The sequence below is a fragment of the Streptomyces sp. NPDC031340 genome (assembly GCF_055569945.1).
Genome location: NZ_JBVIIE010000055.1, coordinates 1 through 20,780, shown reverse-complemented (window position 1 = coordinate 20,780; position 20,780 = coordinate 1). Strand labels below are relative to the sequence as shown.

The window sequence follows — 20,780 nt, the reverse complement described above, 5'->3', positions numbered from 1 at the left end:
CGCTCAGCCTCCGCATCGGCACACAACTACGCCTGAAAAGGCATAGATTCACCAGACAGCCGCTCCCGGCCCGAGAGACACGGGGCATGGACGGGGCCGGACCTGTGCGCCCGACAGGGGATGCCCGTAGGAAAGGAGGCGCATGCGCGCCCAGGAGATCACCTTCCTCAAGCTCGTCCAGGGGGACAAGCAGTTCCAGGTGCCGCTCTACCAGCGCACGTATAGCTGGGGCCGGGATCAGCTCCAGCGGCTGTGGGAGGACGTCGGGGAACTCGTCGAGCAGCATCTGGCCGGTGAGGCGACGGCCGCGCACTTCCTCGGCTCGGTGGTGCTCGCGCCGGGCCAGATCCAGGCGGGCGGGGTGCAGAGATGGCTGGTGGTGGACGGGCAGCAGCGGCTGACGACGCTGATGCTGGCGTTCACCGCGCTGCGTGACCATCTGCGGGAGACGGGCGACGCGCGCGGTGTGGACCGGGTGCACCGTCAGATACTGGTCAACGAGTTCCACGAGGGCGCCGACCACTACCGGCTGCTGCCCACGCAGGCGGACCGTGAGGCGTACACCGCCTGCGTCCAGTCCCGGGCCGACGCCGGCGGAAGCGACAACGTCGGGGCTGCCTACCGGTTCTTCCGCGGCGCGCTGGCCCAGGGTCATGAGGCGGGCGACGAGCGGTGGGCCGCCACGGTCGAGACGGTCCTCAAGGACCTGCTGTCCATCGTGGAGATCACCGCCGAGTCCGGCGACAACGTCTACCGGATCTTCGAGTCGATCAACAACACAGGGGTAGGGCTCAGCCAGAGCGACCTGCTGCGCAACTACGTGTTCATGCTGCTGCCCAGCCGGGGCGAGCGGATCTACCAGGAACTGTGGCTGCCCATGCAGCAGAGCCTGGGCCCGAAGAACCTCGAACTGCTGGTCTGGCTGGACCTGGTGGTGCGCGGCCACTACAAGACCAAGCAGAGCGAGATCTACCGTGAGCAGCAGAAACGGCTCCAGTCGCTGGCCGGCGACGAGAGCGCGCTGCAGCACGAGATCGAGCAACTGGCCGAGCGAGCCGCGAGGTTCCTGCGCATCGTCGACCCCACCCGCGAGCAGTCCCCCGCACTGCGCGCGGTCCTGGAGCGCCTGGCTTCCTGGGGCGGCCAGACCCACTACCCGCTCGCGCTGCACCTGCTGGACCTCGTCGCGGCCGGCAGGACGACCCCCGACGACGCGGCCCAGGCCCTGACCTACGTCGAGTCCTACCTGGTACGGCGGCTGATCTGTCAGACACCGACGACCGGCCTCAACCGGATCTTCATGGAGGCGCCGAAGGAACTGGAGACCGACCGGCCGGCCGCCGAGGCGGTACGGCGGTTCCTGTCCGGCCGGCGCCGCCGCTGGCCGAGCGACGAGGAACTGCGCGAGGCGATCCGCACCAAGCCGTTCTACTGGAGCGGCCGCCCGCCGCAGCGCAGCTTCATCCTGCGCCGCCTGGAGGAGAGTTACCGTCCCTCCGAACCCGTGGACTTCGCCAGGGCGTCCCTCAGCGTGGAGCACGTACTGCCACAGCGTCCCGCCCGGGCGTGGTTCGACCTGCTCGCCGAGGAGACGGAGCCGAACCAGACCCCGCAGGAGCTGCACGACCTGCTGGTGCACACCCTCGGCAATCTCACGCTCACCGGCGACAACGCCAAGCTGTCCAATCACCCCTTCGAGCGCAAGCAGCAGATCCTCGACTCCAGCGCCCTGCGCATGAACCTGGAGATCGCCTCCGCGCAGCGCTGGGGCAAGGCGGAGATCCTGGCGCGCGCCGACCGTCTGGCCGAGCGCGCGGTGGAGTTGTGGCCCGGCCCGATCGGCGGGGTCAAGCCGACCGGGGAGGAATCCCCGGGTTGGGCCGAACTGCGGGCCGCGCTGGTGGCGATGCCGAGCGGCACGTGGACCACGTACGGCGACATCGCCGAGCTGATCGGCAGTCACCCGGTCGCCGTCGGGGCGTACCTGAGCGGCAACTCGGCGGCGATCGGCGCCTACCGGGTCCTCACCTCGGAGGGCAAGGTCTCGCCCTCCTTCCGCTGGGCGGACGGCGACGACCGGCAGCCGCCGCAGGAACTGCTGGCGAGCGAAGGAGTGCGCTTCGACTCCTGGGGACGGGCGCACCGCCCGCAGCGCCTGACCGCCGCGGAACTGGCCACCTTGCTGGGCAAGGACGTCGCCCAGCCGGCCTCGAACGATCCGGTTCCCGAACAGGAGGACCCGGCGGCGGCCGAGCGCTTCCGGGCGCAGTTGCAGGAGCACTGGCCCGACGCGCATCCCGGCGTCATGGCGGTCCTGGACTTCTGGCGTCGGCAGGGCGGCTACGTCAACTACGGCCGGTACGAGGAGACCAGTTGCTTCCCGATGCTGGACACCGGGACGAGCCGTGGCCCCCACCTGCTCTGGCCGGTGGGGATCTACCCCGTGAGCGGCACGGTCGAGGTGGTCTTCCAGTACCTGAAGTCCCGCACGCCCTTCGACGACACGGAACAGCGCCGGGAATTGCTGAACCGCCTGAACAAGATCGACGGCATCGACCTGCCCGAGGCGAAGCTGGAACTGCGCCCGTCCTTCCCGGTGAGCGTCTTCGCGGAGCACGGTGAAGAGATCTGCGAGGTGCTGGACTGGTTCGTGGGGGTGGCGGCGCTGGATCTGGCGCGGCGGGACTGAGGCCCCGCCGCTTTTCACGCGTCGAGGCTCCGCCCCGCCCGGCGGCGGAGCCGACCGCGCGAAGGCTCTCCCACACCACCCCACTATCGTCTCATTGACGATAACAGGGGTTTTGTGCCAAGCTGACAAGGCGTCAAGCACCGTGGACCACCAACCGCGAGGGCGGACGCCGCGCCCCTTCCTCCCACCCCGGTCGCCCCCCGGACGGGATCCCGTCTCACGACCACCGCCGACCGGTCTTGCCCGCCGCACGCCGCCGAACGTCTGGAGTTGCCCGTGGCCAATACACGCATACCGAATCCCCGCCTCGACGCGCGCGGATCCGACCGGGCCGCAGGGGTGCTGCTCGGCGCCGCGGTGGGGGACGCGCTGGGCGTGCCGTACGAGTTCCAGGCGACCCTGTCGGACGACCAGCAGCCGCGGATGATCGGCGGCGGCCTGGGACCGTACGAGCCCGGCGAATACTCCGACGACACTCAGATGCAGGTCTGCATAGCCGAGGTGGCGGCGACCGGGGCCGATCTGCGCGGCCCCGACGCCCTCGACGCGATCGCGGCCAACTTCCAGCGCTGGCTCGCCGGGGGCGCCAGCGACGTCGGCAACCAGACCAGAGCCGTCCTGTCGGCCGCGGGCCGCGCTTCCGGGACCGCCGGCGCGGCCATGCTGGGCGCCGCCCGTGACTACGCCGCCCAGCACCCCCAGAGCGCGGGCAACGGCTCGCTGATGCGCACCGGGATCGTCGCCCTCGCCCATCTCGGGGACGCGGCCGCCATGGCCGAGGCGGCCGTCGCGGTCAGCGCGCTCACCCACCCGGACCCCGACTGCGCCGACGCCTGCGTGCTGTGGTGCTCCGGCATCCGCACCGCCGTGCTCGAGGGAACCTTCGAGGGCGTACGCGCCGGCCTGGACCTGCTGCCCGCGGACCGCCGAGGTCTCTGGGCCGAGCGGCTGGACGAGGCGGAGGCTCACCCTCCGCACCACTTCTCCCCCAACGGCTGGGTCGTCGCCGCTCTCCAGGCCGCCTGGTCGGCAATCACCCGCACCCCCGTCCCCGAACTGGTCCCCGCCGAGCAGAGTTTCCCCGCCCAGCATCTGCGCCTAGCCCTGGAGGCGGCCGTGCGTGCCGGGAACGACACCGACACCGTCGCGGCGATCGCCGGCGCCCTGCTCGGCGCGCGCTGGGGCTGCTCCGGCATCCCGCTGCAGTGGCAGCAGGCCGTGCACGGCTGGCCCGGTCTCACCGGCGTCGACCTGGTGCGCCTGGCGGTGCGCACCGGCAGGGGCGGGCAGGACGACAGCGCCGGCTGGCCCTCGGCGGCCCACGCCCCCGTCCCGGCCGGCGCGCACCGCGGCTTCTCCGTGCCCCACCCGCACGACCCCGGGGTGGTGCTGGGCAACCTCGCCCTGCTTCAGGGGAGCGAGCCGGTCGACGTCGACGCGGTGGTGTCGCTGTGCCGCATGGGCACGGCCCCGGTGCTGCCCGGCGCCGACGCCGAGCACGTCCGCGTCTGGCTGGTGGACAGCGACGGTGACAACGCCAACTTGCACTACGTCGTGGACCAGGCCGCTCGTGAGGTGCTGCGACTGCGCGGCGCGGGCAAGCGGGTCCTGCTCCACTGCGCCGCCGGTCAGAGCCGCACCCCGGCCGTCGCCGCCGTGTACAGCCACCTGGCCACCGGCGCGGACGCCGGAACCGCGTTGAAGGAACTGCGCGAGGTGCTGGTGGGCGGCTGGCAGCTCTCGGCGCACGCCGAACTGCTGGACGCCGTGCACGCGTTGGCCGGCCCGGCGGTCAACAGCCAGGCTTCGCTGTTCAACTGGTCCGAAGAGGAGAACGGGGAGCAAGGGGCCCTGCTGGCCGTTGATCCGGAGCCGGAGGCACGGACCGAGTTCCTGAAGAAGAAGTGGGCGGCTTCGCGTGTCCGAGGGCTGCTGCTCGGCCTGGCCGTGGGGGACACCCTGGGCACGGCCCGGGGCAAGCTGCCCGCCGACGTCTCGTTGCGGGCCGGAGTGAGTACCCAGTTGGCCTGCTTCACGGCCGAGGGAACCATCCGCGCGTTCGTGCGGGGTGACCACAAGGGCATCTGCTCGCCCTCGGGGATGGTGTGGCACGCGTACTGCCGTTGGGCCGCCCTGCAGGGCATAGAGGTGGACCGGATGCGGCGCCACTACGCCTCGGACGGCGACGAAGTGTGGCCCGACGGCTGGCTCGCCCAGGTGCCGGTGCTCGCGCAGCGGCGGGGTTCGGCGCCCGCGACCGTCACCGCCTTGTCCGGGAGTGAGCCGGGCACCATGGGCAAGCCCACGGCGAGCCGCGGCTGCCATGCCCTCACCCGCACCCTCCCTGTCGCCGTGGCCGCCGCCGGAACCGGGCCACAGCTCTGGGCACGGGAAGCCCGCGCGATGGCCGCCCTCACCCACGGCGACCGCGCCGCCCAGTCCGCGGCCGCTCACGCGGTCGTGCTGGCCGGTCGCTGCCTGACCAGTACGCCCAGGACACAGGAGAACATGTTCGGTGAGCAGTCTCAGGTGCACCGTGCCCTGACAGACGGCATCGCCTCCCTCCACGACGTCGACCCCGAGGTGACGGCCGAAGAAGTCGAGCGGCTCACGACAGCCCTCCAGCTGGCCGAGACCCACCCCGCCGACGCGAAGCAACTCGCCGCCCTTGCCCCGGACGCCACCGCGCCCTCGGCCTTGCTGGGCGGTGTGTACGTCGCCGCGTCCTTCCCGGAGCGGGACCGGGTGGGCGACGCGCTGCGCTTCGCCGCCGGGGCACCGGACGGTGATTCGGTGGCCTGCGTGACCGGCGCGCTGCTCGGAGCAGCCCACGGCGCGGAGGCGCTGCCCGTCGATCTGGTGAGCCGGCACGAACTGGCCTGGGTGCTCGACACCTTGGCCCGCGACCTCATCGCCCAGATCACCGACTCCCCCAGCGGCGGCGAGTACACCGCGGGCTGGGACGAGCACTGGTTGGGCCGCTACCCCGGCTGATGACGCCTCCCGGCCCGGCACGTCGAGCGGCCGGGCACGATCCCTGTGGGATTGTGCCCGGCACTCACCGCGTTCGTACCCGACAACGCACGGGGTGAGTCTCGTCCGGTCCCTCTCGGCCGAACAGGGCCACCGCCGGCCGATGCGCCACCACCCCACGGCCGCCGCCTCCCGCCCCTCCGTCACACCCCGGCCCGCCCAGGCCACACCTCTGTTCAAGGAAGTGCTCGTGAGCGCAATCGGCTCCGTTGGAAGAGTGCAGCCGGCCCGTCCCGGCGACCCCGCCCGGATAGGCCCCTACCGCATCGTCGGCCGTCTCGGCGCCGGAGGCATGGGCACCGTCCACGCCGGAGTCGCGTCCGACGGAACACGTGTCGCGGTGAAGGTGATCCACCCTGAGCAGGCGCAGGATCCGCAGTTCCGCGCGCGTTTCCGGCGCGAGGTCGAACTGTCGTCGCGGGTCACCGGTCCGCACCTGGTCCCGCTGCTCGCCGCCGATCCCGACGCGCCGACCCCGTGGCTGGCCACCGCCTACGTTCCCGGGCCGACGCTGAACCAGCATGTCACCGCCCACGGCCCGCTCGCGGAGGGCAGCCTGTACGCCTTCGCCGCCGCCACGGCACAGGCGCTGGCCGCGATCCACGCCGCCGGTGTGGTGCACCGCGACGTGAAGCCGCAGAACGTGCTGCTCACCCCCGCCGGACCCCGCATGCTGGACTTCGGCATCGCCCACGCCGCCGACGGCACCAGCGTCACCCGCACCGGGGTGATGACTGGTACCCCCGGCTGGATCAGCCCCGAGCAGTACCGTCAGGGCACCGCGGGCCCGGCGGGCGACGTCTTCGCGTGGGCGGCGCTCGTGGCCTACGCCGCCACCGGGCGTCTGCCGTTCGGGACCGGCGCACCCGACGTGGTGGCCTTCCGCGTGATGTCCGGCGAGGCGGACCTGAACGGTGTCCCCGCGCCGCTGCGCGAGATCGTTGAGCAGGCCATGACCCAGGACCCGGCCGACCGCCCGTCGGCCGCCGAGGCCGTCCAGGCGTGCGCCGCCCCGCTGGCCGCCCAGGTCACCCAGGTGGTGCGCCCCGACGCGATGCCGGCGACGGCCGTGGACATGGTCGCGGCGGCGTGGGACATGCCCACCGGGGAGGATCCCGCCTGGCACCTGCCCCCGGACCGTGGCCGTTCCAGGAAACGACTGATCGGAGCGGTCGTCCTCGCGGCGGGCGTCATCGGCGGCCTGGCCGGAGGCGCGGCGGCGCTGCTGCCCCCGGGCACCGGGAACGACCCGCAGGCGTCGTCGACGGCGTCCGCCACGCCTGCCTCCGCGGCCGTTTCCGGGCAGCCTTCCACCGGCGCGGCGAAGGCGGACACGACCGCCGAGCAGCAGAGTACGGACGGGGCTTCGGCGACCGCAGAGAGCTGGAACCAGGCGCGGACGGCGCAGAGCGCGGGCGAGCACGACGTGGCGCGCGCCGTCCTGCACGACGAGGGCGTGGAGGCACAGGACCTCAGCGGCGGCATCGACTTCATCCCGGGGGCCGTGCGGTTCCACCCGTCACGCCGGGAGGTCTACCTGTCGTACACGCTGAGCTCCGACGAGGAGGGAGTGATGTACGCCGAAACGGAGATCGCCAGGATCATGTGTCTGTCGCTGCGGGACGTCGTTCCGCGCCTGCACCCGGATCTGCCGTACCGCAAGTACGTCATGGTGAAGTCGGAGAACGGACAGGGTCCCCAGGTCACGTGGCAGGACGACTTCATCACGAACACCGAGTGCCGGTCGGCCGCCGACAACGACACCGGGCAGGACTCGGACGGAACCGCGCAGGGCTGGCAGCCGGACGAGGACGGCCTGGGGCAGGCGATGATCCCCAGCACCGACGGCGACGAGATCCGGGTCGCAGATCGCGCCGCCCGGCAGATCATCCAGCGGAGCAACGCCATGCGCCAGGACCTCGGCACCGACCGCGTGCTCGGCAACGCCCAGATCAAAGTGGGCTTCGACCCCGGCAACTCGGTGATGTACGTCTGGTCGGACTATGCACCGTGGAATGGAGGGAAGGTGGAGTCATGGGCAGCCATGGCCGCCGGTGAGGCGTGCCGGGCTCTCGTGGCCCAACGGGAGAGCGCGGGTAGCGCGTGGCCGTACTCGCGCTACGCCGTGGCGCAGATCGGTGGATCCCACTACCTGATGATGCGTTGGGGCACGGCTACCACGCAGGCGGACTGTCCGGCCTGAGCGGTGTGCCGGAGCCGAGGCCGGGGTTGACCCTCGACCTTGTCGAGGGCCCAGAGTTCCGGGTGTGGAGAGCGAGATGCGCAGCATCGGGGAGATGGCCCGGGACAGTGGACTGAGCGTGAGCGCGCTGCGGTTCTACGACCGGGCCGGTGTGCTGGTCCCCGCCTGGGTGGACCCGGTCAGCGGCTACCGCTGGTACGAACCCGGACAGATGGAAGAGGCCTGTTTGCTGGCCCGGCTGCGCCAGGCCGGCATGCCCCTGGCGGACATCCGGCTGGTACTGGCCGCCTGGTCCAACGCGGACACCGACCTGGTGCGCGGGCTCCTCCAGGCGCACCTGCGCCGCCTGGAACGGGGCCTGGCCGACGCCCGCGGCGAGTTCTCCACGCTCCGAGCCCTACTCGACCACAGGGAGAACCCCATGACTTCGCTCCGCACCGCCAACGCCCACCTTTCACTCCCCGCACCGGATCTGGCCGCCGCTCTGGACGCGGTGCGCTTCGCGGCCGGTACGAACCCGGAACTGCCGATGCTCGGCGGGATCCTGTTCGACATCGAGGGCAAGAACCTGACCGTGGTGGCCACCGACCGCTACCGGATGGCCGTCGCGCAGGCCACCGCCGCCGGTCAGGGCGGCGGCCCCCACGTACAGGCCATCGTGCCGCTGCCCCTCGCCGACGCCATGCGGGCGCTACTGCCGGACGAGAACCCGGTGCGGCTCGCCGTGGAAGGTGACCGCGTCTGCCTGGAGACCGACGGCCGCCAGGCAGCCGGCCAGTTCCTCGACCACGACTTCCCCGACTACCGCCGCCTGGTCCGGCGACCGGAGAGCCGCCGTCTGCTCGTGGATATGGCAGCCTTCCGGGAGGCGTTGAAGACCGGCCCGGTCCGCGCGAGCGAGTCGCGCGAGCAGGACGGCGAGTCCTACGACGTCAGCGTGCTCAGGGCGGCGGACGACGGCACGGTGATCGTCTGCGCGGACGGTGACGACGACCCGGACAACGTCGGCGTCAACCGCGAGTTCCTGCTGGACGCGCTCGCGGCCGCGGCCCGGGACGCCCTGATCCTCGAACTGGGCGCCCCCACCGCGCCGCTCGCGATCCGCCGCCCCGACGACGAACGCGCCTTCTCGCTGCTGATGCCGGTGCGTCTGGAGGACTGAAGTCCGTCTTCAACGGAACAGGAGTGCGGATATGATCAGAAAATGGAGATCGCTTCGCCCCGGCGTGTGAACCGGAAGTGGCCAGTGCTGGGCATGTGGGTGGCCATGGGCGCGGACGGCCAAGCGGTCGTGTCCCTGAAGAAGATCAAAGCAGGTGTGCCGGTCGAGGTGCCCCTGCCGGAGAACATGACGGCTTTGCGGCGGCTGGCCACCAACGCGCGCAGAGGTGTACGGGGGCCGGGTCTGAAGGTGCGGGTCACGGGCACTCGGCAGGCTCCCGAGGTCACCGTTCTGACGGCGAGCAACGCGGTCGGCATCCTGGTCGTCGGCGCCCTGGCCGAATCGTTCAAAGCACGCCTGGCCGATGACGCCGAACGAGCCCTGCTCCTGCTTCGCAGCCGCGAGGAGGAGCGCCGCCGCCAAGAGCACTCCTATCTCGGCCGTGTCGACGCGCAGCGAGTCGACGAGTTCGGTTCTTCCACCGGCCTCCGCACTGTCTCAGGGGGACTTCCCACCCTTGGCCGCCGTCGCTGAACCGTCACCCCACAAGCTGCGACCGCCACGCCCTGGGTATCCTGGCGCACTCCGCCTCATGTACGATGATCACGAGGGTAGTGCTCCTGAGCGCTCTCTCCTCTCAGACGAAGGCCCCCGGAGCCTTACCAACTCCAACGCAGGGGGCCTTCGTCGTTCCCAGGAATCGGCGGTGCTCGCCAGGGCGGCCGAGCCACCCGACGACTGCCTCGTTGCAGTGCGGTGTCGCGCTCGCCGTCGCCCGCCAGTAATGGTCCAGCTACTGGCCCGGGTCCGAAGTGACCGCCCTGCATCCGGCTTCGGGCCGGGCCCCTTCAGGACCGACCCGTACGGACGGCGTCACCCGGCGTTCTTCTCCGCCCAGGTCGCGAGCCCGACCATACCTCCCTGTTCCGCGGCCGCCAGCGCCTCGCGGGCGCGCTCTATCGCCTTGGCGAGTACGTCCAGTTGGGCCGAATCGAGTATCAGGACGACCGTCGAGTCCTCGAAGGTCTCATCGTCCTCGTAGTGCGCGGTCATCACGGCCCGGTTACCGAGGCCGGGATCGTTGTAGATGCTGAGCGCGGCGGTGCCGCCGATCTGTGCGTCGACCGTGCCGAGAGTGATCTTGAACATGAAGTCTGGTTCTCCGTTCGAGGCGGGCGTGAGCAGTCCCGCTCGGTGCGTTCGATCGCGCGGGGGCGACATTGTGAAACCGGCGGGCTCACCGGGTGCGGGGGCAGGGAAGACGTGTGATTCGCCGGAAGTGCGTGGAGGCCCGTGGGTACCGGTACCGGCCCCCGGCGTCAGCAGCTCTCGCCGAACTTGACGGCCTCGATCGTCACCGGCTGTCCGTCGAGCTTCGCCCCGGCCGCCGGATCGGTCGAGCAGACCTCCCAGTTCGACTCGACGAGCACCCAGCGGCCCTCGCCCGACGCGTCGTTGACGGTGATGCTGGTGGAACCGTCGAGCGCCTGGCGGGCGACCTTGACGGACTTCCCCACGAAGTTCGGCATGGTGGAGCCGGCCTTCTCGGGTTCACCCTGGCCACCGCCCGCGGGGCAGGTCTCCTCCAGCTTGACCGTACTGAAGTCGATCTTCGTGTCCGTCGCGCGCTTGCCGGGCTTCGGGGTCTGGGCGCAAACCTTCCAGCCCCGGTCGAGAATCTGGTTGCGCCCCCGGCCGAGCGCGTCGTGCGACGTCAGGTAGTAGAAGCCTGCCGCCTGCGCCTGGTCCTGGGCGCTCTGCAGCCCCTTGCCCACCATGTCCGGCAGCACGGCGGTGGCCTCGGCGGTGGCCGGGGATTTCTGGGCGTCCCCGGGTTCCCGGGTCCCCTCACCGGCGGGGGTGGCCGACGCCTCGGGGGTGGGGGCGCTGCTGGGCTTGGCGTCCGGGCCGGTGCCGGCGGTCGGGCCGCAGGCGGTGAGCACGGCGAGCGCCAGCGCGACGGTCACGGCGGTGCGGGTGATGAGCATGGTGAAACCCCAGGGATGTCTCAGGCGGGAGTGGACCGTTGTGCGTCGGCAGGTTCGGCCCGCCGTACCGACGACCGGGACCGGCAGGACGCTCGGCCGACGGTCGACCGGGGACCCCTCGATGGCAACCGGTCGGCCCAGTATGCAGTTCGTGCACTGAGTTCACAACTTCATGCTAGAAATCTGGCGTGCACCTCTGCCCCTGCGGGCAGCGGACGTCTAGGCTCTGAGCCGGGCTCAAGAACGGACGCCGGGGTGGGGGAGAGCGCGATGAAGAAGGACGCGCTGGAGTACGAGCAGGCTCTGGACGCCGCGGTCGACATCATGTCGGCCACCACGCGGGCCGGCTGCCCCGCCCGACCGCCGGCGGCGGCGTTCGCCACGGAAGCCGGTCAGCGCACGCGACGGCTACGCGTCCTTGTCAGCCGTGTCCCGGGCCGGTAGCGGCACGCCGTCGAGCGCGCTGTGCTGGACCACCTCGCACCGCATCTCCCGGACGGCAGCGAAGAGGCGTCGCCGGACCGTTTCGATGTCATCGGGAGGGAACGAGATCCGGATCTGGTGCGGGCGTGACATGTCGGAGGTGAGCAGCCAGTCCGTGTCCGCGGTGGCGAAGTGGTCCTGGCCCGAGTCACCGTCTTCCGAGCGCCAGTTGCCTCGGTCCACGGTCGAGGCCAGGGCCCGCCGGAGGATCGCCAGGCACTGGTCGTGGGCGAGCGGGCTCTCGGTGAGCCGGAGGCAGCGGTGGATACGGGGCCGGAACGAGTTGAACCACGGAGCCAGATCCGGCTCCATGTCCGCGAGCAACCGGGAGGCGAGCCGACCCCCGGTCCATGCCTCGACGAACCCCGCCGCGCCCATGGGGTGGGGCTCGTAGCGCCCCGCTCTGTCCCACACCACGGTGGACCAGCTCGCGGCTTCGCCTTCGGTGAGCCAGCAGAGCTGGTCGCCGTCGATGGTGGCGCCCCAGATCAGCAACCCTCCCGGCGCCGGATGGAGAGGGTACGGGTACCGCCCCTGGTCTCTCCCGGGCGTGCCCGACGGCCCGCCCCTCTGCCATTCGACCCTGTCGTGCCCGCTCCTGCCGACCGGCCTCCGCAGGCGGACGAAGTCGCAGAACTCGCCCCGCCCGTACGTCTCCACCAGCCACTTGTAGTCGTCGGGCAGCCGCACGCCGAGCCCGGTCTCCGCGGCGGCCCAACTGCCGCGGGCGTCGACAGGAGCCATCGGCGGCGGCACGAGCCGCACCAGGCCCGGGTTCCCCGTCACGGCACGTCGCGGCGTACGAGCGACCTGGCGAAGGGCTCGCCGGTACGGCGGGCGTACACCATCCGCTCGCGTACCTCCCTCACGGTGCGCGGGCGGTACCCGGGCCCGCCGCAGCAGCTCTTGTGGAAGCGGACACCCGCGTGCAGCAGGACGGACAGTGCCCTCCAGGCCGCGGTGTCCCGGCGCGGCGGCGCGGCGAAGGCCGACCCCACATGGATCAGCGTCCCCGCACAGCGCGGACAGATCCGCTGCCGGTCGCTGTCGTACGGCTGCTTGTACGAGGCCCTGCACGGAAGGCAGACGTACGAGGTCTTGGCGTGGCCCATGCCGCCAGGTTAGACGGCACCCGGACCGGACTCGACGGGATTACGGGCCCCGGGTCTCTCGAACACCCGCATGCTCATGCGACCCGATGCAGCAAGCCCAGGCGGACGGCCTCACCGCGAAGCACCACGGCAGATACCTGCGTTCCGCGTGGCGACGGTTGCAGCACCGACGCCACCGACGCTGCTTCAACGGGCAGTCGCGTCCCACCACCTCTGCATCTGACTCACGGGCCCCATCGCAATGTGGTGAAAGGAGGCTACTGAAGCCGCCAGACGAACTCGCCTTGGCCGTTCTGCACAGTGACATTCGCCATAGCCGAACTACCATCGGAACCCGTCACCACGCACTGGAAGCTCTCACCGGTACGGACCGATACCGAGGACGGGCAGTCGACGGTCACCGACATCCCCAACTGCTGTTCCACGCCGGTCCGTATCTCCTGTTCGACCATGTCGGTGTCCATCTGGACCCCGATCGTGTTCTCGATGACTCCGGCTCCGCCGAGAGAAACGAGAAAACACACGCACCACACGATCGGAATCGCATAGTTCTGGCGCAATTTGCCTTGCCGCATGAACAGGTACACCGGGATTAGAAGGACGGCCAAGGCGGTCGGCACGGCATGGCCCGCCGCTTGCACTCGGCGAGCGTCCTGGACGGACAACGCCACGTTCAGACCCACCGCGGCCAGGACAGCCGGAACGGCGAAAGACGGTCCGGCGAGGCTGGCGATCAGGCTGCTGACGAGAACGAAAAGCAGCGGCGCGAAGGCCAGCGCCCACGCGAAGGAGTTGTCCAGCGGGGCGGGCGGGGTCGGAGCCCCATAAGCGGGTGAGGCGGCAGGCCGGACAGGAGGCCCCGGCGGCGGTGGCGGAAACTGAGGGTTGGGCTGCCAGGAATTTCCGTTCCAGTACCACTGTCCATCCGGCGGCATCGGCGGTCGACCACTGTCGAATGCCATTTCTTCCCTTCCTTCATGTTCCGTAGAAAGCGCTCAACGACGTCACCGGTTCGGGTGGCGTAGCGGGCAACGAAGACGCGCGTGATCGAGGCGGCATGGCAGCTCGCCTCGAAAATGGTTCTCACAGGCACGGCGACCTGCACATATGATGGTTGAACGTTGATCCAATGAGCAAGATGTGAAGATAACGATTCATGGACCATCAATGACTTCGCTCCGCACCGCCAACGCCCACCTTTCCCTTTCCGTATCGGATTTGGCCGCCGTTCTGGACACGGTGTGCTTCACGGCCAGACGAACCCGGAAACTGCCGATGCTCGGCGGGATTCTGTTCGACATCGAGGGCGAGAATCCAGAAGAAGGTGGCCGCGTCGGCCTGGAGTCCGGCGGCCGCCAGGTCCAGCGACCAGAGGGCCGCGGTCAGGGGGACTTCCCACTCTTGGCCGCCGTCGCTTGGCCGCCACCCCGCAAGCCGCGACGCCAGCACCACCACTATGCTCTCTATGCACTGAGTTCACAAGAGGAGATGTTGCTAGATGCCGTCTCTGGCTGTCCGTCAGTGGCCTTGAGTCATAGGCTCACACCGAGCGATCAGGCGACCGAGGAGCAGTACATGCGGGACAGCGTTGCGGAGTGCCACCAGGCGTCGGCCGACGTGGAATCCATGCCGCCAGGGATCTCCGTTCCCGGCCGTGACGAGGTGCTCGGCCAGGCGATCCCTTTCGACCGGGCTCGGTGGCTGACTCATCTGCCCAGCGCCGACTGGTGGCCGCCGGAACTCGACGACTGCCCGACGGTGGCCGGCCGACGGAGGGGCGACCGCAACACGGTGTTCGCCGTCGCCCGCCGCTCGGACACCGTCGAAGGCCGTCGGCACCTGCTGACCGCCGCCCTCGTCTGGGGCACGGGAACCAAGGCCCGGTCGGTCGCGCGTCGCGCTCACATCTTCGCGGCGGCCTCCGCCGAGGACATCGACGCACGCCTGGAGGGCGCGCTGGGCACACTCCGGAAAGAGGGCCCCGTCGCGGCGTACTACGCCTTCAACAACGACCAGCGGATCAAACACCTGGGTCCGGCGTTCTTCACGAAGGTGCTCTACTTCGCCGGTCATGAGCGGGGCGTGACGGCATGGCGGCCACTGATCCTGGACCGTTTCGTCGCACTGGCTCTGCGGGCCGAGGACACCGGCGAGAAGTGGCGCACGAGCGGATGGACAACACCCTGCTACGGCCGGTACCTGTCCTTCGCCCACGAGCGAGCCCGGCGAGCGGGTGTCCTCCCGGACCAGATCGAGGCCGCGTTGTTCGCCCATGGCAAGCAACTGGCGTAGCCCTCAGGGTGCCTGCGGAGCGATCAACAGGACTTGGCCGTCACTGACATCAACTCCACCATGATTCCGTTCAGTTCGGCCTGCAGCTCGGCTGCGCTCGTCCTGAGCGCCTGCGCCTCCTGCGGCGAGCGGTTGGCAGGAATCACCGCGCCAGGGGCGGTAAGGGTCAGCCACGCGCGGGCGACGCCCATCGTCCGGCGTGTCTGTTTGCTCGCCTTGAACGCCTTACCGAGGACGGACATCCTCTCCTCGATGCGGGCGACCGACTCACGGACGTGCCGTCTTTCCTCGGCAGTGGAGTCCTGGGCCTTCGTCCGGTCCTGTTTCGTCTTTTGCTCTTGGACACGTCTGATGGACGCGCCCACCTCCCTCCACTGCTGCGCGGTCAATGTGCGCGCCCGACTGGTGACGGGTGGTCGGCTCGACACGGGGCGGGGCGGCTTCGCGTACAGCGCGATGGCCCGTTCCCTCTCCTGATTCGCCCAGGCGCGCAGGGCCGGCGAATCGGCCGACAGGCCCTCGGCACCCCGCACTCCGAGCTTCTCCAGAACAGCGGGCAGGCAGGACAAGAGGCCGCCATCGTCACGAAGCAGCACCGACAGTACTGCCTTGGTATCCCAGAGAGGGCTGTCGACCTCGAGAGGAAGTCGACGCGCTCGGAAGCGGACATGCTGGTGAGCGGCTCACCGAGTTGCGCGGCGAGGGCGGACCAGCGCTGTGTGCGCCCACTCGGTGCGGCAGCCCTCAGGAGTTCGCGGACACGGACGACGGCCTGGTCCCGGGTGAGCGCCACCCCCTTCTTCGCCCGCCGCTGCTGGTCCGCCGCCGGGCGCTGTACCCTCGCGGCCGCGACGGTCGGCTGCTGAACCGTCTGCCGCGCCCGAGGGGCCGTGACCGGCTTCGCCTCAGGGGCTTCGGGGAGGACCCGGGCCAGGCCCGTGTGGGCGGCCTGGTGTGCGTCGAGACGCACGAAGTGGTCCAGGTGGACGGCCCATCCGCCGGCGCCCTCACGAACCAGTAGACGTGCGCGGTCGACTGCTCGGTAGACGTACTGCGCCGGAGGCAGTGCACTGTCGCCCGGCAGGGACAACACCGCTCGTACGATGGGACTGCCGAGAGGCTTGACGTCCGCCATGACGAGGCGGCGCCCCTCGGCGGCGAACTGCGAGTCGCCGGGGACGGGAGCTTCCGGGTCCAGGGCGAAGACCATGGAGACATCCACGGGAAACGCGAACGGCTCCGGACGCCGGGCCGGCCCGCATATGGCCTCCGCGGACGGTGTCAGCAGGCCGGCCTCCCCGATCCGGCACTCCTCCAGGGGGCTCCAGCGGACGGACCGTTCGTCGAAGGTCCGGGTGCCGATGAACACGCGGCGCTCACCGCCCACGGTCTCCAGACGGAAGCGCAGGCTGTAGCCGTTGCGGGCGAGGAGTTCCTCGGTGAGCGGGCCGTCCGTGCCGAAGAGCCAGTCGACCTCGTCGACGCCGCCGCTGAGGGCGAGGTTCGCCGTGCGCCAGCTTCGGTAGTCGAGGCGCGCGAGTTGGAAGCGGAGCCTGCGGCGGGCGGCGGGCAGGTGCAGGTCCACCGCGCCGCCGGGCCCCGAGCCGAGGTCATGGGTCCGCACATCGCCCCGCTGCCCCTGCTTGCCCAGCAGGTCGCGCAGGCCCCGCTTGATGAACAGGTGGTCGGCGCTGGACTCGCCGGTGGCAGCACGGCCGCAGGTGCGGCCACCGGCCACATGGGCGAAGTGGCATACTTCGTCATGGTAGAGCCGGTCCATCAACTTGCCGCCGCAGCCGCCGAGTTCATAGCCACACCAGTACGTGTAGCGGGGGTGGCGCCTGCGCCAGGCTTCCAGCTCCGCGGCTTCCATGGGGAGGATCACCGGATGGTCGGAGCTGCTGCTGCCGATCACGGCTGTCTGCACGAGACGGTGGTCGAGCACGGGACCTCACAGGAAACGCCCGGAAGTGTCCGCCCAACCGGGCACGGGCGACGCGAACCAGCACAGTATCTGCTCCGTGCGCTAAGTTCACAAGAGCCGTCTCGCTGGGGTCGTTGTCGCCTGCTGCCTCGCTACGGCAACCCGGATGAGGAGGGGAGTGCCACTTCGCCCCACACGGTCTTCGTGTAGGCGTCCCTGCTTTCCCAGCCCCAGCGTTCGGCGTACGACTCCACCAGCAGCAGTCCCCGTCCCGATGGGGCGTCGAGCGAGTGTGAGGCGCGGTGAGTGGGCTCGGGGAGGCGCTCCGGGCGGGTGTCGGTCACCTCGACGCGGAACACGTACGGCATGAGGAGCAGCGCGAGCCGGAAGTCGCGGCCGGGGAGGCTGCCGTGGCGGATGGCGTTGGCCGCGAGTTCGGCCGTGACGAGGGCGACGGTTCGGGCGGGGTCGGAGGCGTGCGGGAAACCGGTCCACTCGGTGAACTGCTGGACGGCGAGCCTACGGGCGAGGCCGGCGCCGCGTCTGGTGCTGCTGAAGCGCAGGGCCAGGTGGCGGGTGGGCGAGTGCGGGGGCTTCGGCTCGTCGGTGAGGTGAGGGTGTGTCACGGAGGCAGCGTGGCGGGCTCGGCAGTGGCCTGACCAGGTACGACGGCCGTACTTCCGGCTCGCTGTACGGAGGAGACGGCTGGTCCTGGAGCTGGATGTACGGCCAGTTGTACGGGCGTTACTGGCTCAGGGGGTCGGACACGGATGCGGTGCGGGGCCTCAGGTTCGGCCGGCTTCATGGCCGCCACCGATCAGGGCGGGCATGGCGGCGTGATCGGGGCCTTCCGCCATGCCCCCGGTGAGCGGCCTCTTGCGGCCTCTTGCCGCCTCTTGTGCGTTCGGCCGGGCACACCGACGCGACCGGGCCGTCACGCCTCGATGCGCAGCCAGGTGTCGCCGGTGCGGAGCCAGGGACTCCGGGGGCCTGCAACGGCCGGAGATCCCCTCGTCTGTTTGACCTGAACCTCGGTTGAGGTCCTAGCGTGCGACGGACGTGATCACCGGCCGACGGCAGGAGAGGACAACGATGATCCTTGTGACGGGTGCCACCGGAAACATCGGAAGCGCTTTGGTGCGCCAGTTGCGCAGGTCCGGCGGCTTGCCCGTGCGAGGCCTGACCCGTGACGCCGCCCGAGCCTCGTTCCCCGACGGGGTCGAAGCCGTCGAGGGTGACCTCGCCCGGCCCGCCACGCGCGACCTGCGAAGTCTGCCTGGAGTCCGGCGGCCGCCAGGTCCAGCGACCGGAGAGTCCTCGTCATGCACTGAGTGCACAATATTGCGCTAGAGATCGGACGTGCGCCCCTGCCCTGCGGGCAGCGGGCGTCCAGGCTCTGATCCGGACTCAAGGACCGACACCAGCGGTGGGGGGAGAGGGCGATGAAGAAGGACACGCCGGAGTAGGCGCACTCTGGACGCCGTGGTCGACATCCCACAGGAACGGGCGCGCGCGGGTGCGGCACTGCTGTCGCACGGCGACCTCAGCGCCGAGTTGGCCCGGCGGCGGGCATCAAGTGCCACGAGCCTCGGGGTCACCTGCTGACTCCATGCCGTTCGGCCAGCGCCCCCTCGGAGGGACAGCAGCCGGACGAACTCCTTATCCTCTCGCCATGACATCTGGATTGACTCCTCAACTAACTCTCCGAACCTGGCTGTTGACCACGCTTGGGGAGATGGGCGGTAGCGCACCGACCGCTCGCGCACTCAAGCAGATGGAACGGCACTACGGACCACTGCTGTCACCCGAGGACCACGAAGGAACAAAGCGAGACGATGAGCCCAAATGGCACAACAGAACCAGGTTCGAGCGGAAGAAGATGGAACGATCAGGCCTCCTGGTCCCGGCCCGGCAGTCGCACGGGGTCTGGACACTGACCGAAGCCGGCTGGGACGAGTATCGCCGCCTCCGAGGCGTAAATGACGCGGCACAAGCCGACACCGACAGAGAAGACTCTTCTTCTCCCTCTGCGCCGCCTCCCCACAGCCCGACAGGGGACGAGGCACCATCACGCGCCGAAGAGACCATTGAACGCATAGTCCGAAGCACCGCCGTTGCGGATTACGTGAAACGAGTGCACAACTACACCTGCCAAGCGTGCGGGACTCGACTCGCCACACCAACAGGGGCGTACGCGGAAGCAGCACACATCCGAGCCCTGGGGCGGCCTCACAACGGCCCTGACATCACTGCCAACGTATTGTGCCTGTGCCCGAATCATCATGTCCTCTTCGATTTCGGCATGCTGACCATAAATGGCGATCTCACCATCACTGATCACTCTTCCGGCGTTTCAACCGGCCGGCTCAGAGAGATACCGGAGCACAGAATCGACCCTCAGTACCTCGCCTACCACCGAGCCCATCACAGCCGACCGGGGCGCCATCTCGGCTCGTGACGAAGACCCTCTTCGTTCTCCGTCCCCCGATGCGAAGCAGGTCGCGACTCGCCTGAGTACCTGAACGACCGGTCCGGCAGGCTCTTGCGCCTCCACCGGGAACACGAGCAGGCGCTCACAAGGCGCACTCCGCCCAGACGGTCTTGGTGCAGGTGTCGCGGGCTTCGCATCCCCAGCGGTCCGCGTACGCCGTGACGAGCAGCAGCCCACGTCCCGACGGGGCGTCGGGCGGCGCCGGTTCGGTCGCCGCCGGGTCGGGGGGGAAGGCGCTCCGGGCGGGTGTCGGTCACCTCGACGCGGACGGCGTCGCGCCCGGGCAGCAGGAGGAGCGTCAGCCGGAAGTCCCGCCCGGGGGCATGGCCGTGGACGACGGCGTTGGACGCCAGCTCGGCCGTGACGAGGGCGACGGCCTGCGCGGACTCGGAGTCGTACGGGATCCCCCAGGCCGCGAGCTACTGCCCGGCGAGACGGCGGGCGAGACGGGCGTCACGTCTGGTGCTGCTGAGGCGGATGGTGAACTGCGGTGCGCGAGTGGGTGGTTCGACGCTGACATTGGACGACTTCACGGAGTAACCATCCCGTCACGCAGACGGCGTGGCGAGGTCGGACTTCCGTACCCGGTCGCGCGTACGGCAGGTGTACGGGTCCGCGCTCGTTGCCGGAACGGCGGACCGGTCGTTGACCGATCATAACGGAACGCTGTGCAGGACAGGGGGCGTGATGAGCAGGACGACACAGCGGGCGTGCGGGACCACCGGCCGGCGCGGACCAGGCAAGGAGCGACCTGCCGCGTGGAGCGCCTACGGCAAGCTCGTCCGCCTCTTCCGCGAGCGCGCGGGCCTCACCCAGCAGGCCCTCGCGGACGCCATCGGCTACTCGCTTGAACAGGTCGCCTCCGTCGAGCAGGGCCGCAGACCGGCGAAGGCTGCCTTCACTGAGGCCGCGGAACGCGTCCTCGACGCGGGCGGGGCCCTGCGGGTGCTCCAGGGCGACGTGGACCGGGCAAAACTCCCCCTGTTCTTCCAGGACTTCGCCTCGTTGGAGGCCGAGGCCGTCAGCCGCTTCTCGTACGACCCGATGCTGGTGCCGGGGGAGCAATGCTCAAGACCTGTGGATCGGCCTTCGGGACGGGACGTGAAGGGCGTACCTTCCCGAATGATCCTTTGATGGTCACCGAGTAGGCCCGCGTTCGCAGCGCGGGTCGGGAAGGCACGCCCATGCTCAGCGTAGTCAACGCCGATGGCACCACCGAGACCGGTTCCCTGATCGACGAGATCGTCCGCGAGGGTGCCCGGCGGATGCTCGCCGCCGCGCTGGAGGCAGAAGTCAACCAGTACATAGCCGAGTTGGCGGCCGAGACGGACGGGGCCGGACGTCGCCTGGTGGTCCGCAACGGCCACCATCGGCCCCGCACCGTGACGACCGCCGCAGGCGCC

18 protein-coding genes and 3 pseudogenes are annotated in these 20,780 nt (G+C 70.1%); 12 read left to right on the top strand and 9 right to left on the bottom strand.

Going from position 1 to position 20,780, the window contains the following annotated elements; all coding sequences use genetic code 11:
- Positions 1-142 precede the first annotated feature (142 nt).
- The 5 genes from ACZ5GT_RS32405 (at position 143) to ACZ5GT_RS32385 (ending at position 9,621) form a co-directional block, all read left to right on the top strand.
- On the top strand, positions 143-2,689 hold the full coding sequence (locus ACZ5GT_RS32405; protein ID WP_469033431.1) for a GmrSD restriction endonuclease domain-containing protein: 2,547 nt from the start codon (positions 143-145) through the stop codon (positions 2,687-2,689).
- Positions 2,690-2,965: 276 nt separating this feature from the next.
- A complete protein-coding gene (locus tag ACZ5GT_RS32400; RefSeq protein ID WP_469033429.1) occupies positions 2,966-5,683 on the top strand; it encodes an ADP-ribosylglycohydrolase family protein in 2,718 nt (905 codons plus the stop codon).
- Between the two features lie 229 nt (positions 5,684-5,912).
- A complete protein-coding gene (locus ACZ5GT_RS32395) occupies positions 5,913-7,925 on the top strand; it encodes a serine/threonine-protein kinase (RefSeq protein WP_469033426.1) in 2,013 nt (670 codons plus the stop codon).
- 76 nt (positions 7,926-8,001) lie between these two features.
- Positions 8,002-9,087: a DNA polymerase III subunit beta family protein gene (locus ACZ5GT_RS32390; RefSeq protein WP_469033424.1), complete on the top strand. Its 1,086-nt coding sequence runs from the start codon at positions 8,002-8,004 to the stop codon at positions 9,085-9,087.
- A gap of 42 nt (positions 9,088-9,129) precedes the next feature.
- Positions 9,130-9,621: a hypothetical protein gene (locus ACZ5GT_RS32385; protein WP_469033421.1), complete on the top strand. Its 492-nt coding sequence runs from the start codon at positions 9,130-9,132 to the stop codon at positions 9,619-9,621.
- A gap of 339 nt (positions 9,622-9,960) precedes the next feature.
- Here ACZ5GT_RS32385 and ACZ5GT_RS32380 read toward each other — a convergent pair whose 3' ends face one another.
- A complete protein-coding gene (locus tag ACZ5GT_RS32380) occupies positions 9,961-10,236 on the bottom strand; it encodes a hypothetical protein (protein WP_469033419.1) in 276 nt (91 codons plus the stop codon).
- Positions 10,237-10,406: 170 nt separating this feature from the next.
- A complete protein-coding gene (locus ACZ5GT_RS32375; RefSeq protein ID WP_469033416.1) occupies positions 10,407-11,075 on the bottom strand; it encodes a PASTA domain-containing protein in 669 nt (222 codons plus the stop codon).
- 270 nt (positions 11,076-11,345) lie between these two features.
- Between ACZ5GT_RS32375 and ACZ5GT_RS32370 the strand changes: the two genes are divergently transcribed.
- On the top strand, positions 11,346-11,519 hold the full coding sequence (locus ACZ5GT_RS32370) for a hypothetical protein (protein ID WP_469033413.1): 174 nt from the start codon (positions 11,346-11,348) through the stop codon (positions 11,517-11,519).
- On the opposite strand, the gene ACZ5GT_RS32365 is transcribed toward ACZ5GT_RS32370, so the two are convergent.
- The 4 genes from ACZ5GT_RS32365 to ACZ5GT_RS32350 form a co-directional block, all read right to left on the bottom strand.
- Entirely contained in the window at positions 11,484-12,344 is an 861-nt protein-coding gene (locus ACZ5GT_RS32365; protein WP_469033410.1) for an SMI1/KNR4 family protein, read from the bottom strand. The genes ACZ5GT_RS32370 and ACZ5GT_RS32365 overlap by 36 nt on opposite strands.
- Positions 12,341-12,670 carry a deoxyxylulose-5-phosphate synthase gene (locus ACZ5GT_RS32360; RefSeq protein ID WP_469033408.1) on the bottom strand — a complete coding sequence of 110 codons (330 nt, stop codon included), beginning with the start codon at positions 12,668-12,670 and terminating at the stop codon, positions 12,341-12,343. Before ACZ5GT_RS32360 ends, ACZ5GT_RS32365 begins: the two co-directional genes overlap by 4 nt.
- Positions 12,671-12,927: 257 nt before the next feature.
- A complete protein-coding gene (locus tag ACZ5GT_RS32355; protein WP_469033406.1) occupies positions 12,928-13,632 on the bottom strand; it encodes a DUF4333 domain-containing protein in 705 nt (234 codons plus the stop codon).
- Positions 13,633-13,834: 202 nt separating this feature from the next.
- Positions 13,835-14,125, bottom strand: a complete 291-nt coding sequence (locus ACZ5GT_RS32350) for a hypothetical protein (RefSeq protein ID WP_469033405.1) — start codon at positions 14,123-14,125, stop codon at positions 13,835-13,837.
- Positions 14,126-14,245: 120 nt separating this feature from the next.
- On the opposite strand from ACZ5GT_RS32350, the gene ACZ5GT_RS32345 reads away from it, so the two are divergent.
- The gene (locus tag ACZ5GT_RS32345) at positions 14,246-14,962 is read left to right on the top strand and encodes an 8-oxoguanine DNA glycosylase OGG fold protein (protein WP_469033403.1); all 717 of its coding nucleotides are present in this window, start codon (positions 14,246-14,248) and stop codon (positions 14,960-14,962) included.
- Between the two features lie 23 nt (positions 14,963-14,985).
- On the opposite strand, the gene ACZ5GT_RS32340 is transcribed toward ACZ5GT_RS32345, so the two are convergent.
- The 3 genes from ACZ5GT_RS32340 to ACZ5GT_RS32330 form a co-directional block, all read right to left on the bottom strand.
- A complete protein-coding gene (locus ACZ5GT_RS32340; RefSeq protein WP_469033400.1) occupies positions 14,986-15,327 on the bottom strand; it encodes a hypothetical protein in 342 nt (113 codons plus the stop codon).
- Between the two features lie 20 nt (positions 15,328-15,347).
- The gene (locus tag ACZ5GT_RS32335) at positions 15,348-16,889 is read right to left on the bottom strand and encodes a hypothetical protein (protein ID WP_469033397.1); all 1,542 of its coding nucleotides are present in this window, start codon (positions 16,887-16,889) and stop codon (positions 15,348-15,350) included.
- Between the two features lie 149 nt (positions 16,890-17,038).
- On the bottom strand, positions 17,039-17,512 hold the full coding sequence (locus tag ACZ5GT_RS32330) for an ATP-binding protein (protein ID WP_469033393.1): 474 nt from the start codon (positions 17,510-17,512) through the stop codon (positions 17,039-17,041).
- A gap of 466 nt (positions 17,513-17,978) precedes the next feature.
- On the opposite strand from ACZ5GT_RS32330, the pseudogene ACZ5GT_RS32325 reads away from it, so the two are divergent.
- From ACZ5GT_RS32325 to ACZ5GT_RS32305, 5 genes and pseudogenes are all read left to right on the top strand, one after another.
- Positions 17,979-18,161, top strand: a pseudogene (locus ACZ5GT_RS32325) (NAD(P)H-binding protein); the annotation flags it as partial.
- A 207-nt stretch (positions 18,162-18,368) separates the two neighbouring features.
- On the top strand, positions 18,369-18,491 hold the full coding sequence (locus tag ACZ5GT_RS32320) for a hypothetical protein (RefSeq protein ID WP_469033390.1): 123 nt from the start codon (positions 18,369-18,371) through the stop codon (positions 18,489-18,491).
- A 4-nt stretch (positions 18,492-18,495) separates the two neighbouring features.
- Positions 18,496-19,344: an HNH endonuclease gene (locus ACZ5GT_RS32315; RefSeq protein ID WP_469033386.1), complete on the top strand. Its 849-nt coding sequence runs from the start codon at positions 18,496-18,498 to the stop codon at positions 19,342-19,344.
- A 720-nt stretch (positions 19,345-20,064) separates the two neighbouring features.
- Positions 20,065-20,436, top strand: a pseudogene (locus tag ACZ5GT_RS32310) (helix-turn-helix domain-containing protein); the annotation flags it as partial.
- A gap of 125 nt (positions 20,437-20,561) precedes the next feature.
- Positions 20,562-20,780: pseudogene (locus tag ACZ5GT_RS32305) on the top strand (IS256 family transposase); the annotation flags it as partial.

What these genes read in the sequence shown, in the direction of transcription:
- ACZ5GT_RS32405 (WP_469033431.1), top strand. Translation starts at nt 143, where the DNA reads ATGCGCGCCCAGGAGATCACCTTCCTCAAGCTCGTCCAGGGGGACAAG.
- ACZ5GT_RS32390 (WP_469033424.1), top strand. Translation starts at nt 8,002, where the DNA reads ATGCGCAGCATCGGGGAGATGGCCCGGGACAGTGGACTGAGCGTGAGC.
- ACZ5GT_RS32385 (WP_469033421.1), top strand. Translation starts at nt 9,130, where the DNA reads ATGGAGATCGCTTCGCCCCGGCGTGTGAACCGGAAGTGGCCAGTGCTG.
- ACZ5GT_RS32380 (WP_469033419.1), bottom strand. Translation starts at nt 10,236, where the DNA reads ATGTTCAAGATCACTCTCGGCACGGTCGACGCACAGATCGGCGGCACC.
- ACZ5GT_RS32375 (WP_469033416.1), bottom strand. Translation starts at nt 11,075, where the DNA reads ATGCTCATCACCCGCACCGCCGTGACCGTCGCGCTGGCGCTCGCCGTG.
- ACZ5GT_RS32370 (WP_469033413.1), top strand. Translation starts at nt 11,346, where the DNA reads ATGAAGAAGGACGCGCTGGAGTACGAGCAGGCTCTGGACGCCGCGGTC.
- ACZ5GT_RS32360 (WP_469033408.1), bottom strand. Translation starts at nt 12,670, where the DNA reads ATGGGCCACGCCAAGACCTCGTACGTCTGCCTTCCGTGCAGGGCCTCG.
- ACZ5GT_RS32355 (WP_469033406.1), bottom strand. Translation starts at nt 13,632, where the DNA reads ATGGCATTCGACAGTGGTCGACCGCCGATGCCGCCGGATGGACAGTGG.
- ACZ5GT_RS32345 (WP_469033403.1), top strand. Translation starts at nt 14,246, where the DNA reads ATGCGGGACAGCGTTGCGGAGTGCCACCAGGCGTCGGCCGACGTGGAA.
- ACZ5GT_RS32315 (WP_469033386.1), top strand. Translation starts at nt 18,496, where the DNA reads ATGCCGTTCGGCCAGCGCCCCCTCGGAGGGACAGCAGCCGGACGAACT.